This is a genomic window from Streptomyces sp. NPDC092952 (genome assembly GCF_044754785.1).
Lineage (GTDB): Bacteria > Actinomycetota > Actinomycetes > Streptomycetales > Streptomycetaceae > Streptomyces.
On the sequence record NZ_JBIVPT010000019.1, the window covers coordinates 115,206 to 131,084 of the forward strand.

Here is a 15,879-nt window from a genome sequence, read left to right on the forward strand (position 1 = left end):
GGTGGCGGAGCCGTGGCCCCGCTGCCGTCAGCCGGCGCTCCACGGCGCCTCGGGCAGTTCCGCCCGGCTCTCGCGCCCGGAGAACTCCACCGTGGTCGGCGTACCCAGGCCGGGCATCCGCATCGTCACCCGGCGCAGCCCGCCGTCACCGTCGACCCAGTACGTCAACGGCGACCGCCCGCCGCCGGGCTCCGCACCGGGTGTGGAACCCTGGGCGCGCGGCCCGGCGAACCGGTCGTAACCCCGGCCGTCGATCCGGTCGCGGCCCAGCAGCCGGGCACCGGACTGGGCGAGCAGCAGCGGGTTGTCCGGGCGGTCGGCACCCAGCTCGATCAGCAGCCGGAGCCCGGCGTCCAGCGGATCGGCCGTGTACGAGCGGGGGGACCAGCCCGAGCGCGGGATGTGCTCGGCCTGCCGCCAGGGCGGGCTGCCGTCGTCCTCGGACGTCGGCGCGAGACCGAGGCCGCCGCTGTCCCAGACGACCAGGCCGCGGTCGAGCTCGCCGGTGGCGGGGCCGGAGGTACCGGAGGCCCCGGTGATCCGGTACCTTCCCACGGCGCGGTGCTTCCGGTAGTCCACGACGCCCTCGACCCGGACCACGACCCCGCCGCCCTCGGCAGCGGTCAGGGTGACCGCCACGGGGCTCGCCTCATACAGATTCAGCCGCGACAGGGCCAGCCTCGACGCCTCCTCCATCGTCACCGGCCGCTCGGCGGCGGTGGCGGTGTCGTCGGACCGGACCCGGTAGAGGACCAGGCCGCCGACCGCCGCGCCGCACACCGTGACCGCGATCAGTGTTCTCCGCCAGAGGGCCCGACGCGGTGTCCGGTCGTCGGCCTTCCTCTTCCGAGCCATGTGGTCGCCTTCTCCCATCGGTCGTTCGCACAGAAGGGCGGGCCCGCGGACCACTGGTCCGCGAACCCGCCCGAACCGGCCCGGCCGGTCACCGGCGCCGGTCGCCCCGACACGGGGTCAGGGCGTGTTCCGCTCCGGGACGAGCCCTAGCGGTGCTGCGCCCTTCGCCTGCGCATCAGTACGACCAGGGCCGCACCGAGGACGGTGAGCGCGGCACAGCCCGCCAGGGCCAGCGGCACCAGGCTCGTGCCGGTGGCCGCCAGGCCGGAGCCGGAGGTGTGGCCCGGTGTGCCCGGAGCCCCTGGTGCGCCCGGTGCGCCGGGGGAACCCGGTTGGCCCGGTGTCGCGGGTGCCGTGGGTGTCGGCCCGGTGCCCGGGAGCCGCTTGTTGACGGCTGTCACCGAGACCCCGTCGTCGAGGTTCTCGTCGGTCACTACGAGGGGCCCGAACACGGCGACGTCCGGGGCGGCATAGCCCTTGGGCGGGCTCACCTCCTGCCAGTAGTAGGTGCCGGGCGCGCCCGTACCGTGGCAGAGGCCGTCGGTTCCGGTCATGCACGGCTCGCCGACCTTCGTGTCCGGATCGGTCCCGTCGGTCTGGAGTTCGTCGGAGTCGTTCGTCTCCTTCCACAGCTGGAACTTCGCCCGGGCCAGCGCCTTGCCGTCCTGGTCGTGCTTGATCAGGCGCAGCTCGCCCTCCTGCTGCCGGAAGCCGAAGTCGTAGGTGTGGTCGTTCTCCCCGGGCCCGCCGGTGGTCAACGCCCTTTCCGGGAAGCGGGCATCGCGCGGGACGATGCCCTTGGAGTCGATGAAGTGGTTGTCGCCGACATCCGCTTCCGTCGGCACCCACTGGTGGAGCGGGCCGCCCTTGGCGTAGTCGGCGGGTTCGTCGAGGCGGATGGTGTACTTCGTCCTCGGCAGGAGGCCGCCGGTGACGTTGGAGTCGTCGAAGTAGTACTCGCCCCGTGCCGTGGTCTCGGCCGTTCCCACGAGCTTGCCCGACTCGTCGTACAGATGGACGGTCGCGCCGACGACCGGGCGCTGGCCCGGGCTCTGGATGCCCTTGCGCTCGGGGTCGTACCAGACCCGGTTGCCGATCTGGAGCGGGGCCTGGTCGCAGAGCACCTCCAGGTCTCCCATCGAGGCGCCCTTGCCGAACGGGGCCGCGGTCCCGGGCGGGTTCAGGCGCAGGCCGGACTGCGGGTCCTGCGTGCCGTCGCGCTTGACGAAGGTGGTGCCGTATCCGAAGGCGGTGCTGTTGGGGTCGAATCCGCCGGTCGCGATGGTGTCCTCGACCCGGGAGAACGCCATGCCCGCGAAGGAGGCGTTGTGGTGGGAGCCCATGCGGCTGGTGTCGAAGAACCGGGTGCCCCGGGGGGAGAGCCCGCAGCCGTTGTTGGTGTCCATCACATAGTGTCCGTCCACCGGGCACGCCTTGTTCAGGTCGCCGCCGGACAGGACGTTGCCGACCGAGCCGGGTGTGGGGCCGGCCGGGGCGCGGTCGCCGAAGCGGTCGCGGAAGGCCAGCAGCATGGACCCGTCGGTCTCGAAGTCGATCTCACCCAGCTCCGGTTCGGGCTGGGCCAGATAGCTCCGGCAGGCCTGACCGTTCTGCGAGGTCGGGAAGGTGTTGGTCCAGGGGAACCAGCCGGGACCGTCGCACGGGGGTCCGCCGACCGTGGACTGGCGGGGGTAGTCCAGCGGCTGGTCCAGCACCGGCTCGCGGAAGGCACCGGTGTCGAGGTCGAAGGGAAGGACCACCGCACGCAGGTCCGCGGCCTTCCCGGTGGACTCGCCGGAGCACACCCCGCCGACGTAGCCGACCCCGTCGTGCAGACCGAGGCCGAACGGGCGCCAGTCCACCGCCGCCGGGCAGCCCGGGTCCGGAATCGCCTTGGCGGACTCGGGCGCCGAGGCGGTGTCGGCGGTGGCGTCGTAACGGTAGAGCTTGCGGTTGTTGAGGTTGACGACGAACAGGTCCTTGCCGTCGTCCGTGATCTTGATGCCGCCCAGGCTCTCCTTGCCGGGAGTCGCGAGGAAGGCGTCGTCGGTGCCCTGGCCGTGGGCCGTCGTTCCGGCGTCCGGGACGACGGTGAACAGGGTGGTCCTCTTCTGCGCCCGGTCGGTCACGTAGATGCCTCCGGCGCCGCCCGGACCGTAGTCCGTGGTGCGTTTGGCCACGGCCGAGGAGAACACCCGCTTGTCGGCCTTGTTCCACGCGATGCCGAAGAGTGTGCCGGTCTCGGAGTTGGTGGCGACGTCCGTGACGTGGACGTCGACACCGTCCTGGCCGCGCGCGCCGTACGGGAAGGAGACCAGGGTGCGCTGTGATCCGCCCTCGCGGGTGGTCGGCTGACAGGTCGTCACCAAAGGTGCGTTCTTCTGGCAGTAGTCGGCCGGGTTCCACAGCCCCGTGGTGTAGGCCACCTTCTTCTGGTCGGAGAGGTCGACGAACTCCTCGTTGCTGCTCAACTGGTTGGGTGCGCCGTCGAGCCCCTGGCGTGAGGCGAAGGCCGGGAACAGGACGCCCGGCTTCGGATTCACCACCTGCACCCGGTACCTGCCGTTGGTGGAGCCGCCCGCGGCCGGAGTCAGCGTCACGGTGCCGTCGGCGGCCGTGACCCCCTCGATGCCCGTCCCGGAGTCGTCGGTGAGTGTCACCTTGACGCCCGCGAGACCCGGTTCCAGCGCGGGTGTCCACACTCCGGTGTTGTCCACGGCCCGGATCACCCGGACCGTCACCGAACCGTCCTCGGTCTGCGAGTGGGCCGCGGGCGCGACGGCCAGCGAACTGCCGCCGATCCCCAGGGCGAGCGCGGCCAGGCTGCCGACGGTCCGACGGCCGGGCGCGCCCGGCCGTCGTCGACGCGGCGCGGGCGCGGCCTTCACTTGATCATTCGTAGCTGTCATCTCCCGCTCTCAGCGTTCAGAAGGGCCTGATGCCCTGCTCGTGAGGGAGTACATAGAGATGCGGAGAACCGCCTCGGCCGCGATCTTAGAGGTGCTTTGGGAAAGATCGTGGGGGAATGGCGAAGTTGTTCATGGGCGGGTGCGATCCGTGTTCCGGAAAGCCGGCGGTGTTGTCGCGTGTGCGGTGGCCCGGACCTGTCCGTGCGCTGGTGAGGGCAGTATGGGGGCGCCGGGCCGGACGTCCGTGGCCCGCGCATCGCACTCATGTGCCGGTTCCGCGCGGGGGAACGGCGCCGGGATCGGCCCCATTGTGAAGGAGTGGGAAGTGAGCACGTCGTACGAGGAAACCGTTGCGGCGGCCGAGGCCGTCCTGAGGAGGGCCGGGGTGCGGGGGAGTGCGACGGCCCGGTACACACCGCTCTCCGGTGGCACCTACAACACGGTCGTTCGCATCGCGCTGGACCAGGGATGCGACTGGGTGCTGAAGATGCCGCCGAGTGCGGCCGAGGGCCTGACCTACGAACGCGCGCTGCTGGCCGGCGAGGTCGCCTTCTACGAGTCCGCCGCGACGGCCCTGGACGTCGGCGTCGTACCCCGGGTCGTCCACAGCGAGACCGGGGACGGTGCGGGGACCGACCCGTACCTGATCATGACCGCCTGCCCGGGAACTCCCTGGCACGAGGCGGCAGATTCCCTGGAGGAGTCCGAACGGACGGATCTGCGGAGGGAGTTGGGGCAGATCGTGGCCCGGCTTCACACGGTCACCGGGCCGGGATTCGGATACCCCGCCGAGCCGTGGGGGCCGTTGGCGCCCACCTGGCGGGAGGCGTTCACCGCGATGACCGCGGCCGTACTGGCCGACGCGAAGCGGTACGCGCCGTGGCTGCCGCGCCCCATCGGGGAGATCGGGGCCGTGCTCGCCGCCGCCTCCGGCGTACTGGACGACGTCACGCGGCCCGCGTTGGTCCACTTCGACCTCTGGCAGGGCAATCTGCTCCTCGCCGGGGAGCCCGGTGACCGTCGTGTCAGCGGCCTCATCGACGGTGAGCGGATGTTCTGGGGCGATCCGGTGGCCGATTTCGTGTCGTTGGCACTCTTCGCCGACATGGAGGACGACACGGCGTTCCTGGCCGGTTACGCGCATGCGGGCGGGGCGGTCGTGTTCGACGGCTCGGTGCGCCTGCGGCTCGCGCTCTACCGGACCTATCTCTATCTGGTCATGCTGGTCGAGGTGGAGCCCCGACAGGCCGGTGAGGCTGACCTGGCCTGGGCGCGGAGCCATGTGGGCCCCCAACTCGTCGCGGCGCTGAAGGACGTGGAGTCGGGGCTGCGCGGCGACTGCCGGTGACCTCGGCGCCCCGGTCGCAGCCGCCCTGGAGCAGGCCCGAACGGCGGCGCCGCGCCCGGCCGTGAGCCGACGTCGGGAGCAGCCCGCGAGCGGTTGGATTTCAGCCATCCCAACGATTGCAGAGGTTCCTGTGCACAGATTCCTGTGCACAGGAACCTTTGTCATCTACCGTGAAGCGCATGGAACTTCCCGAGCAGCCCCCTCAAGTCAAGCTGACCGCCCGGAACTTGAGGGGCGTCACACACCCGCTGCGGGTGCGGATGCTGACGGTCCTGCGGACGGACGGACCGGCCACGGCCACCACGCTCGCCCGGCGGTTGAACGAGAACACCGGGGCCACCAGCTACCACCTGCGCCAGCTCGCCGAGTACGGCTTCATCGTCGAGGCGCCGTCCCGGGGCGGCCGCCGTGAACGCTGGTGGCAGGCGGCGCACGTCAACACCGTGCTCCCGGACGATTCGGCGCTGGAGGGCGACGACGGCCTCGGCGCCGCGTATCTGCAGGCGCTCGGCCGGGTCTGGTCCGACGCGATGACGGCCGCCATCGACGCGACCCCCGCGCTGCCGCCCGAATGGCGCGACGCCCAGGACTTCGGCGACTACGTGCTCACTCTGACCCCGGCCGAGGCCGAGGAGCTGTCGGCCGAGATCCACCAACTGCTCCGGCGGCGCAACTCGCCGCCCCAGCCAGCTGGTTCGCCGATTCCCGAGGGCGCGGAGCGGGTCGCCTTCCAGTTCCAGTTGTTCCCCACCAGCGCAGACCGGCACGTCTCCCACCCCACCGACTCGGAGTGAGAAAGATGACCTCTCGGCACGCGGCCGCCCAGCGGGCGGCGGACAGTGACACCCCCGCACCCGCCCCATCCGCTCCACCGCCCCCGGACGCACTCGACGCCCCGGAGACCTCTGATGCCCCGGACGGCGGCCCCCGGGTCTGGCGCGGACTGGTCGGCATGCTGTCGGCCAACGCGGCGTCCCTGTCGGCCAACCGGGTGCTCTCGATCGCGCTGCCCTGGTTCGTCCTGACGACGACCGGCAGTGTCGGCAAGACCGGCCTGGTCGCCTTCTGCCAGATAGTCCCCTACGTGGTGGCCCAGGCACTGGCGGGGCCGATCATCGACCGGGTCGGCCCCAAACGCATCAGCATCGCCGGTGACCTGGCCTCCACCGTGGCGACGGCCGCCGCCCCGCTGCTCTACATGTCGGGGAACCTGTCCTTCGGTCTGCTGCTGGGGCTGCTGGCCGTGGTCGGGGCGGCGGACGGCCCGGCCAACGGGGCCAAGGGGCTCTTCGTGCCCGCCGCCACCCGCGCGGCCCGGGTACCGCTGGAACGGGGGACCGGTCTGTCGACGGCGGTCGAGCGGACCGCGACGACCATCGGACCGGCCATCGCCGGTGTGGTCGTCGCCTCCTTCGGCAGCCTCTACGCCCTGTGGATCACCGCCTGCCTGTTCGGTGTGTCTGCGCTGATCGTCTCCACCACCCTCAGTGATCCGGTGCCCGAGCCGCACGAGACGCCGGTCGACGAGGTCGACGGCTACTTCTCCCGGCTGCGTCAGGGTGCCGTGTTCCTGCGCGACGCCAAGCTGCTGCGGTCCATCGTGTGCATGCTCGCCGTGACCAACCTGCTCGACCAGGCGTTCATGTCCGTGCTGCTGCCGGTCTGGGCGAAGGAGACGGGCAACGGGGCGGGCGCCATCGGCCTGGTGGTGAGTGTCTTCGCCGCCACGTCGATCGTCGCCGCACTCGTGGCCGCGGGGGTGGCCGAGCGGCTGCCCCGGCGGGCCGTCTTCCTGATCGGCCTGACACTGGGCGGAGTCCCGCGCTTCGTCGCCATGGCCACCGGCGCCCCGCTGTGGCTGGTCCTGGCGGTGCTCGCCGTGGGCGGCCTCGGCTCCGGCTTCGTCAACCCGATCGTGGGGGCCGTGACGTACGAACTGATCCCCACTCCGCTGTTGGGCCGGGTCAAGACGCTGGCCCAGGCCGTCACCTGGGCGGGCATCCCCTTCGGCGGGCTGCTGGGTGCCGGGCTGGTGACGGCGGTGGGCACCTCCGGCGCGTTGTGGATCGTCGGCGGGCTCTACCTCGTCGCCATCGGCGTCCCGGCCATGAACCGGGAGTGGGCGGGCATGCGCAAGCGGACGACGCCCGGAACGGACCCCGCCCGGACCGAGGGCGAGCACGGCAACGGGAGCGCACCCGGAGAGACCCCGGCCCCCGCGAAGGAGGTCGTCGGGGAAGTCGCGTAGGCGACCGTGCGGGAGCGGGGCCGGCCGGGCGGTGGACCGTCCGTACGGCCCCGTTCCCGTACCCGGCGGCCAGGGCAGAAGCGGCCATGCCCGGCGGGCACAAGTGACCAGTTCATTCCTCCAGAGCGCTCTGCGAGCATCGGATTCGGCTGAGTTTCCAAGGGTTTTCGCAGACGGTCGACGACGAGGAACTGGTGGACACATGACGACGAAGCCGATGGCGGCCGCGGCCCTTGGCCAGAGGGCCGAAAAGGGCGGTCTCTCTCCTGCGGAAGCCCGCGTCGCGGCAGTGTGGAACGCGGTGCTCGGCGCCGGGGAGACCGGGGCGGAGGCGACCGGGGCGGACGACGAATTCTTCCGGCTCGGCGGCACCCGTGCGCAGGCGGCGGAAATGGCCCACCGGATCGCGGAGGAATTCGGTTCGGAATTCGACGCGGAAGAACTGCCGGAACCGCTGACGGTGCGGTCCGTGGCATCGTTCCTCGCCCAGGAGGCGCTGCTGCGGGCCCGCAGGCTGTTCGAGTCGGCCGATTTCGACGCCGAGAGCGCGACCGACGCCATGGAGGCCCTGGTGGCTGCCGGGGCACCGGACGACGCCCCGGCCATCCCCCGTGCGTCCCGGTCCGGGCAGCCGCTGCCCCTGTCGTTCGCGCAGCGCCGGCTCTGGTTCCTGGACCAGCTGGATCCCGGCCGGGCCGAGTACCTGATCCCGATGGGACTGCGCGTCCGCGGCCCGCTGGACGTCCCTGCGCTCCGCGCCTCCCTCTCCGAGCTGGTGAGCCGGCACGAGGTGCTGCGTACCCGCTTCGTCGGCGACGACGACGGCAACCCCGGCCAGGTCGTCGACCCGCCCCGGCCGCTGCCGCTCACCGTGCACGACCTGCGGTCCGTCGCCGGACCGGACGCGCGCGAGGAGGCGGCCGCCGCACTCGTGGAGACCGAGGGCTTCCGCCCGGTGGATCTCGGCACCGGACCGATGGTGCGTGCGCTGCTGATCCGGCTGGCCGACGAGGAGCACCTGCTTGCCCTGACGGTGCATCACATAGCATTCGACGGCTGGTCGGTGGGAGTGCTCTCCCGGGAGCTGTCCGCCCTCTACGGTGGGCGGCCGACGGGCACCACCGTCGAGCTTCCCGAACCTCCCCTCCAGTACGCCGACTTCGCGGTCTGGCAGCGCGAGTGGTTCACCGGCGAGGTGCTGGCGGAACAGCTGGACTACTGGCGCGCCCGGCTGACCGGAACCGAGCCGCTGGAACTGCCCACCGACCGCCGACGCCCGGCGCGGCGCAGCGGCAACGGCGCCATGCTCACCTTCCGCGTACCCGCACGCACCGCCGACGGCGCCCGCAGGGTCTCCAAGGAGACCGGTGCCAGCCTGTTCATGACCCTGCTGGCGGTCTTCCAGACGGTGCTGTCGCGCTACAGCGGCCAGGAGGACATCGCGGTGGGCACCCCGATCGCGGGCCGCAACCGTGCCGAGATCGAGAACATGATCGGCTTCTTCGTGAACACGCTGGTCATGCGCACCGACCTGTCCGGCGACCCGACCTTCGCCGAGCTGCTCGACCGGGTCAAGGAGACCGCGCTCGGCGCCTACGACCACCAGGACCTGCCCTTCGAGCGCCTGGTGGAGGAGCTGGCTCCACGACGGGACCTGTCGCGCAATCCGCTCTTCCAGACGATGTTCGTCCTCCAGAACACCCCTGACAGCCGGTCCTGGGACCTGCCGGGTCTGACCGTACGGCAGCTCGACGTATCGGCCCAGGACTCCAAGTTCGACTTCACCTTCTACGCCTCCGAGGCCGCCGACGGCGCCCTGGACGGCACCATCGTGTACGCCACCGACCTGTTCGACGAAGCCACGATGGAGCGCCTCGCCGGGCACTTCGGGACGCTGCTGGAATCCGCCTGCGCCACCCCGGACGCCCGGCTGTCCGAGCTCACGATGCTGACGGCCGCCGAACGCCGGACGATCCTCGGCGAGTGGAACGGGGCCGACACCGACGCCCCGGACACGGTGACCGTGCCCCGGCTGATCGAGGAACAGGCCGCCCGGCGGCCCGACGCGACAGCCGTGACCTGCGGCACCGAGCAGCTGACCTACCACCGGCTCGACGAGCGGGCCGGGTGGATCGCCGACCGGCTGCGCGAGCGCGGCGCCGGACCGGGCACCCTGGTCGCGGTCTGCCTGGACCGGGGCACGGACATGGTGTGCGCGCTGCTCGGCATCCACCGGGCGGGGGCGGCCTACCTGCCGCTGGACCCGGACTACCCCACGGACCGGCTCGCCTACATGGTCGAGGACAGCGGCGCCCCGCTGATCGTCACCCAGACCACGCACACCGGCCGCCTGCCCTCAGGAGTGCCGACGCTGCTGCTGGACGGGGACGGGGACCGTCCGTACACCGCCCAGGCCGGTCCGGAGACCTCCGCCGGTCCGGCGGCCCAGGCCGGTCCGGACGACGTGGCCTACGTGATCTACACCAGTGGTTCCACCGGCCGCCCCAAAGGCGTGCAGATCACCCACGGCGCGCTGCGCGCGCGGATGCGGGAGACCTGCCGCGAGCTGGCGTTCACCCCCGAGGACCGGGTCCTCCAGTTCGCCTCGATCGCGTTCGACTCGTCGGTGGGCCAGATGTTCGCCCCGCTCGTCTCCGGGGCGGGCCTCGTCCTGCGTGACGACACCTGGGACCCGGGCCGGCTGGCAGCGGCGCTGCGCGAGCACCGGGTCACCGTGGCCTGGCTCACCCCGTCCGCGTTCGGGGCGCTCGCCGCCGACCTGGACGGACCGGAGGCGCTGGGCCCGGAACTGCGGCTGGTCCGGCTCGGCGGCGAGGCGCTCCAGCGGGAGCAGGTCCGGCAGTGGTTCCGGCACAGCACGGTGCCGCTGGTCAACGGCTACGGCCCCTCGGAGGCCGCACAGGAGGCGACGACCGCCAGGATCGACGGCCCCGTCGACCGGGTCCCGATCGGCCGGCCCGTCGCCAACGCGAAGGTGTTCGTCGTCGACCCCCACGGCCGGCCGGTTCCCGTGGGCGTCCCGGGCGAGATGTGGATCGGCTGCCCCGGGCTGGCCCGCGGCTACCTGAACCGGCCCGGGCTGACCGACGAGAAGTTCACCGTCGTGGACGTGGACGGCACACCGCGACGCGTCTACCGCACCGGCGACCTCGCCCGATGGATGCCGGACGGACGGCTGGAGTTCGTCGGCCGCTCCGACAACCAGGTCAAGCTGCGCGGCTACCGCGTCGAACCGGGCGAGATCGAAGCGGCGCTGCTCACCCACCCCACGGTCAACGGCGCCACCGTCGTCCTGCGGGAGGACGTTCCCGGAGTGCAGAAGCTCGTGGCGTACGTGGTGCCCGTGGGCCCCCTCGACGCGAGCGCGCTCCGCGCCCACCTCCAGCGCGACCTGCCGGACTACATGGTGCCCACGGCGTTCGTGCCGCTGGAGCGCATCCCGCTCACCCCGAACGGCAAGACCGACCGCCGGGCCCTTCCCGCGCCCGCCTCCGACCGGTCCGGGCTGGACGCCGCGTACACCGAGCCGCGCACGGACACCGAACGCACGGTGACCGAGGTGTGGTCCGAGGTGCTGGGTGTCGACCGGATAGGCGTGCACGACGACTTCTTCGCCCTGGGCGGGCATTCGCTGCTGGCCACCCAGGTCGCGTCGCGGCTGCGCCGACGACTCGGTGCCGATGTGCCGGTGCGCACCCTGTTCGGCGCACCGACCCCGGCGCTGCTGGCCGCCGCCGTGACCGGACTCGACGGCACGGGAACCGGCCGCATTCCGGCGGCGCCGCGCCACGACGGGCCGCCGCCCCTCAGCTTCGCCCAGCAGCGCCTCTGGTTCCTGGACCAGTTGGAGCCGGGCCGCGCCGAGTACCTGCTGCCCTTCGCCCTCCGGGTCCACGGTCCGCTCGACATCGACGCCCTGAACGCGGCGTTCACCGCGGTGGTGGCGCGCCACGAGATCCTGCGCACCCGGTTCGTCACGGACGCGACGGGCTCCCCGGCACAGCTGATCGACCCGCCGCGGCCGGTGCGGACGCTGGTCCGGGACCTGCGCCGGACGGGCGACGCGGCCACCCGCGAGGACGCCCTCGCGAAGGTACTGAGTGAGGACGGACTGCGTCCGATCGACCTCGGCACCGGGCCCATGCTGCGCGCACTGCTGGTGCGGCTGGCCGACGAGGAGCACGTCCTGGCGGTCACCGTGCACCACATCGCCTTCGACGGCTGGTCGGTGGGGGTGCTGGTGCGCGAGCTGTCCGCCCGGTACGCGGAAGCCCTCCCGCACGGCTCCGGCGCACCCGGACCGGACCCGCTCCCCGTACAGTACGCCGACTACGCGGTGTGGCAGCGCTCCTGGCTCGACGGCGCACCGCTGGAGCGGCAACTCTCCTACTGGCGGAACCAGCTGGAAGAACTGGAGCCGCTGGAACTGCCGACCGACCACCCCCGGCCGGCGGAGCGCGGCGGACGCGGCGAGATGGTCCGGTTCTCCGTACCCGCCGAGGTCGCCGCCCGCGCCCGGGCGGTGTCCGCCGAGAGCGGCGCGAGCCTCTTCATGACTCTGCTGGCCGTCTTCCAGCTCCTGCTGTCCCGCTACAGCGGGCAGCGGGACATCGCGGTGGGCAGCCCGGTCGCCGGTCGGAACCGGGCGGAGACGGAGGAGCTGATCGGTTTCTTCGTGAACACGCTGGTGCTGCGGACGGATCTTGCCGGTGATCCGACCTTCGTCGAGTTGCTGGGCCGGGTGAAGGAGACCGCGCTCGGTGCGTACGACCACCAGGACCTGCCCTTCGAACGCCTCGTCGAGGAACTCGCCCCCGACCGCGACCTCTCCCGCAACCCCCTCTTCCAGACCCTGTTCGCGCTCCAGAACACCCCGGGCGCAAACGCCTGGAACCTCCCGGGCCTCACGGCGGAGCCCGTCGAGCTCCCCGCCCGGGACGCCAAATTCGACCTGGCGATGTATCTCGCCGAGGCCGCGGACGGCACATTGGACGGTGCTCTCGTCTACGCGGACGACCTCTTCACCGACGGCACCGCGCGCCGCCTCGTCGGCCACTTCACCAACCTGCTGGCCGCGGCCACGAACCGCCCGCACAGCGCGCTGTCCGAGGTGGAGATGATGGACGCGGCGGAGCGGCACCGCGTCCTCGCCGAGTGGAACGACACCGCCGCGCCCGTACCGGCGGCGACACTGCACCAGCTCTTCGAACAGCGTGCGGCACAGGCCCCGGACGCGGTCGCGGTCGTCTGCGGCACGGAGAGCCTGACGTACCGCCGGCTCGACGAGAGGGCCAACCAGCTGGCCCACCGGCTGCGCGCCGTGCCGGGCATCGGTCCGGACGTGCCCGTCGGCGTCTGCCTGGAACGGTCTCCCGCCATGGTCTGGACCCTGCTCGGCATCCTGAAGGCCGGGGCCGCGTACGTGCCACTCGACCCGGAGCACCCGGCGGAACGGCTCGCGTACCTGGTGGAGGACTCCGGCGCGCCGCTGATCGTCACCGACACCGCCCACGCCGGACTGCTGCCGGACGGCCCGGACCTGTTGATCGTGGACCGTCCCGCCGACCTGCCGGAGACCCTGCCCACGGACGCGCCGGAACCCCTCGCGGACCCCGGTGACCTGTGCTACCTGATCTACACCAGCGGCTCCACGGGCCGCCCCAAGGGCGTCCGCGCCGAACACCGCGGCGTCGTCAACTACCTGGCCGGCATGCAGCACCCGTTCCCGATCGCACCGGGCGAGGGCTTCCTCCAGGCCACACCGCTCTCCTTCGACGTGTCGGCGTACGAGATCTTCTGGCCCCTGTGGCAGGGCGCCACGGTCGTGCTGGTGCCGGGATCCGACCGGCTCGACATGGCCGAGGTGTCCCGTCTGATGAACGTCCACCGCGTGGTCGGCCTGCACTTCGTGCCGAGCCTGCTGGACATGTTCGTCTCCGGGGTACGGCCCGAGGACTGCACCCACCTGCGGTACGCCTTCGCCAGCGGCGAGCCGCTCCAGCCGACACTGGTGAGCCGGTTCGCCGAGCGCTTCCCCGGCGACCTGATCAACCTGTACGGCGCCACCGAGGTCTCGGTCGACACCACGTACTGGCGGGCCTCGCGCACCGACCCCGCCGCACCGGTTCTCGCGGGCCGCCCCATGGTCAACCAGACCGTGTACGTCCTGGACCCGGACCTCCGGCCCGTGCCCGCGGGCGTCCTGGGCGAGGTGTACCTCGGCGGCGACAGCGTCTGCCGCGGCTACCACCAGCGGCCCGAGCTCACCGCCGGACGTTTCGTCGCCGACCCGTTCCGGGGCGGCCGGATGTACCGTACGGGCGATCTCGGCCGGTTCACCGCGGACGGCGAGCTGGACCTGCTGGGACGGATCGACCGGCAGGTGAAACTCCGCGGCGTCCGGGTCGAACTCGGCGAGATCGAGGCGACACTCCTCACCCACGAGATGGTCGGAGCCTGCGCGGTGGTGGTCCGGGAGGACACCCCGGGCGACAAACGTCTGGTCGCCTACTGCGTGCCCGCGCCCGACACCACGGCGGACGCCGGAGTACTGCGCGAGTGGGCGGCCGAACTCCTGCCCCGCGCCATGGTGCCGTCCGGATTCGCGATCCTGCCGGAACTGCCGCTCAACCGGAACGGCAAGGTCGACCACGCGGCACTGCCCGCTCCCGGGAACACCGGCGACAGCACGGCCGGCTACACCGCGCCGCGCGACGAGATCGAGGCGGAGATCGCCGGGATCATGGCCGCCGTGCTCGGCGTCGAACGCGTAGGCGTCCACGAGAGGTTCTTCGACGCAGGCGGGCACTCCCTGCTCGCCCTGCAACTCGTCAACCAGGTCGAGTCGGCGACCGGAGTCCGCATCGGACTGCGACGTCTCTTCCAGTCGCCGACCGTCACCGGCATCAAGCAACAGCTCATCGAACTGTTCGACGCGCAGGAACAGCATTCCTGAACAGCGGCCCCACTCCCCACGCGACAAGACGAAGAGGACGGAACATCATGGGCGAGAACTCGGTCGAGGCACGGCTGCTGTCCCGCATGCGGCGGAGCGCGGAAGCGGCCCGGATCGTACGGGCCGACCGGGAGGACGGACCGCTGCCGCTGTCGTTCGCGCAGCAGCGGCTGTGGTTCCTGGACCGGCTGACGCCGGACAGCGCGGAGTACCTGGTGCCGACGGTGCTGCGAGTACGCGGCGCACTCGACGTACCCGCGCTCGGCGCGGCACTCTCGGGCCTGGTGGCCCGGCACGAGGTGCTGCGCACCGCCTTCCCGGCGGACGAGGGCGGTGCCCCGCGGCAGGCGATCGGCGACCCCTGGCCGGTGGAGGTGACCGTCCACGATCTGCGGGACGAACCGGACGCGGAGACCCGTGCGGGCGAGGTGCTGCGCCGGGAGGCGACACGCCCGTTCGACCTGGAGACCGGGCGGCTGCTGCGGGCCGATGCGGTGAGGCTCGCGGAGGACGACCACTTCCTCCTGCTGACGATCCATCACATCGTTTCGGACGGTTGGTCCTCCGGGATCCTGGCCCGTGAGCTGCGTGAGCTGTACGCGGCCGCCGTTGCGGGGCGCGAGGCTTCGCTTCCCGAACTGTCCCTCCAGTACGCGGACTTCGCCGCCTGGCAGCGGGAGCAGCTCAGCGGGGACTTCCTGGAGCGGCAGCTGGCGTACTGGCGTGACCGCCTCGCCCATGTGGCGCCGCTCGAACTCCCCACCGACCACCAGCGTCCGACGGAGCCGAGCGGCAGTGGTGACGTGGTCACCTTCTCGGTGCCGTCGGAGGTGGTGGAGGCGTTGCGGGTGGTGGCGCGTGGGCAGGGTGCGAGCCTGTTCATGGTGCTCCTGGCGGTCTTCCAGATCGTTTTGGCCCGTTACTGCCGGCAGGACGACATCGCGGTCGGTACCCCGGTCGCCGGTCGGAACCGGGCGGAGACGGAGGAGCTGATCGGTTTCTTCGTGAACACGCTGGTGCTGCGGACGGATCTTTCCGGTGATCCGACCTTCGTCGAGTTGCTGGGCCGGGTGAAGGAGACCGCGCTCGGTGCGTACGACCACCAGGACCTGCCCTTCGAACGCCTCGTCGAGGAACTCGCCCCGGACCGGGACCTGTCCCGCAACCCCCTGTTCCAGACGATGTTCGTCCTTCAGGCGCCCGGAAGCGCGGACGGCCAGGAATGGGAGCTGGCGGGCACACGGACCGAACCGGTCGAGATCGAGCGCGGAGTCGCCAAGTTCGACCTGACGCTCACGGCGGTCGAGTCGGCGGAGGGGCTGCGCGCCGTCCTGGAGTATCGGACGGATTTGTTCGATCGGGTGTCGGTGGAGCGGTTGGCGGGGCATTTGGTGACGTTGGTGGGGTCGGTGGCGGCTGTTCCGGGGGCGCGTTTGTCGGAGTTGAACATGTTGACGGTGGGTGAGCGTCGGGAGGTGTTGGTGGAGTGGAATGGTGTGGTGGGTCCGTATCCGGATACGGCTTCTGTTCATCGGCTTGTTGA

General features: G+C 71.7%; 7 protein-coding genes. 5 read left to right on the top strand and 2 right to left on the bottom strand.

The features are described 5' to 3' along the window. Positions 1–27 precede the first annotated feature (27 nt). Complete coding sequence (locus tag ACIQGQ_RS31350; protein WP_402402168.1) at positions 28–855, bottom strand: hypothetical protein; 828 nt, start codon at positions 853–855, stop codon at positions 28–30. A 146-nt stretch (positions 856–1,001) separates the two neighbouring features. Continuing rightward, on the bottom strand, positions 1,002–3,743 hold the full coding sequence (locus ACIQGQ_RS31355) for an SdrD B-like domain-containing protein (protein ID WP_402402171.1): 2,742 nt from the start codon (positions 3,741–3,743) through the stop codon (positions 1,002–1,004). A gap of 346 nt (positions 3,744–4,089) precedes the next feature. Here ACIQGQ_RS31355 and ACIQGQ_RS31360 point away from each other — a divergent pair, with 346 nt between their 5' ends. The 5 genes from ACIQGQ_RS31360 to ACIQGQ_RS31380 form a co-directional block, all read left to right on the top strand. After that, positions 4,090–5,112 carry a phosphotransferase family protein gene (locus tag ACIQGQ_RS31360; protein ID WP_402402174.1) on the top strand — a complete coding sequence of 341 codons (1,023 nt, stop codon included), beginning with the start codon at positions 4,090–4,092 and terminating at the stop codon, positions 5,110–5,112. 179 nt (positions 5,113–5,291) lie between these two features. Continuing rightward, the gene (locus ACIQGQ_RS31365; protein WP_402402177.1) at positions 5,292–5,906 is read left to right on the top strand and encodes a helix-turn-helix domain-containing protein; all 615 of its coding nucleotides are present in this window, start codon (positions 5,292–5,294) and stop codon (positions 5,904–5,906) included. A 5-nt stretch (positions 5,907–5,911) separates the two neighbouring features. Beyond that, complete coding sequence (locus ACIQGQ_RS31370) at positions 5,912–7,360, top strand: MFS transporter (RefSeq protein WP_402402180.1); 1,449 nt, start codon at positions 5,912–5,914, stop codon at positions 7,358–7,360. A gap of 202 nt (positions 7,361–7,562) precedes the next feature. Beyond that, on the top strand, positions 7,563–14,336 hold the full coding sequence (locus ACIQGQ_RS31375) for an amino acid adenylation domain-containing protein (RefSeq protein WP_402402183.1): 6,774 nt from the start codon (positions 7,563–7,565) through the stop codon (positions 14,334–14,336). Between the two features lie 47 nt (positions 14,337–14,383). After that, on the top strand, positions 14,384–15,879 hold a 1,496-nt coding region (locus ACIQGQ_RS31380; RefSeq protein WP_402402186.1), incomplete at its 3' end, for a condensation domain-containing protein.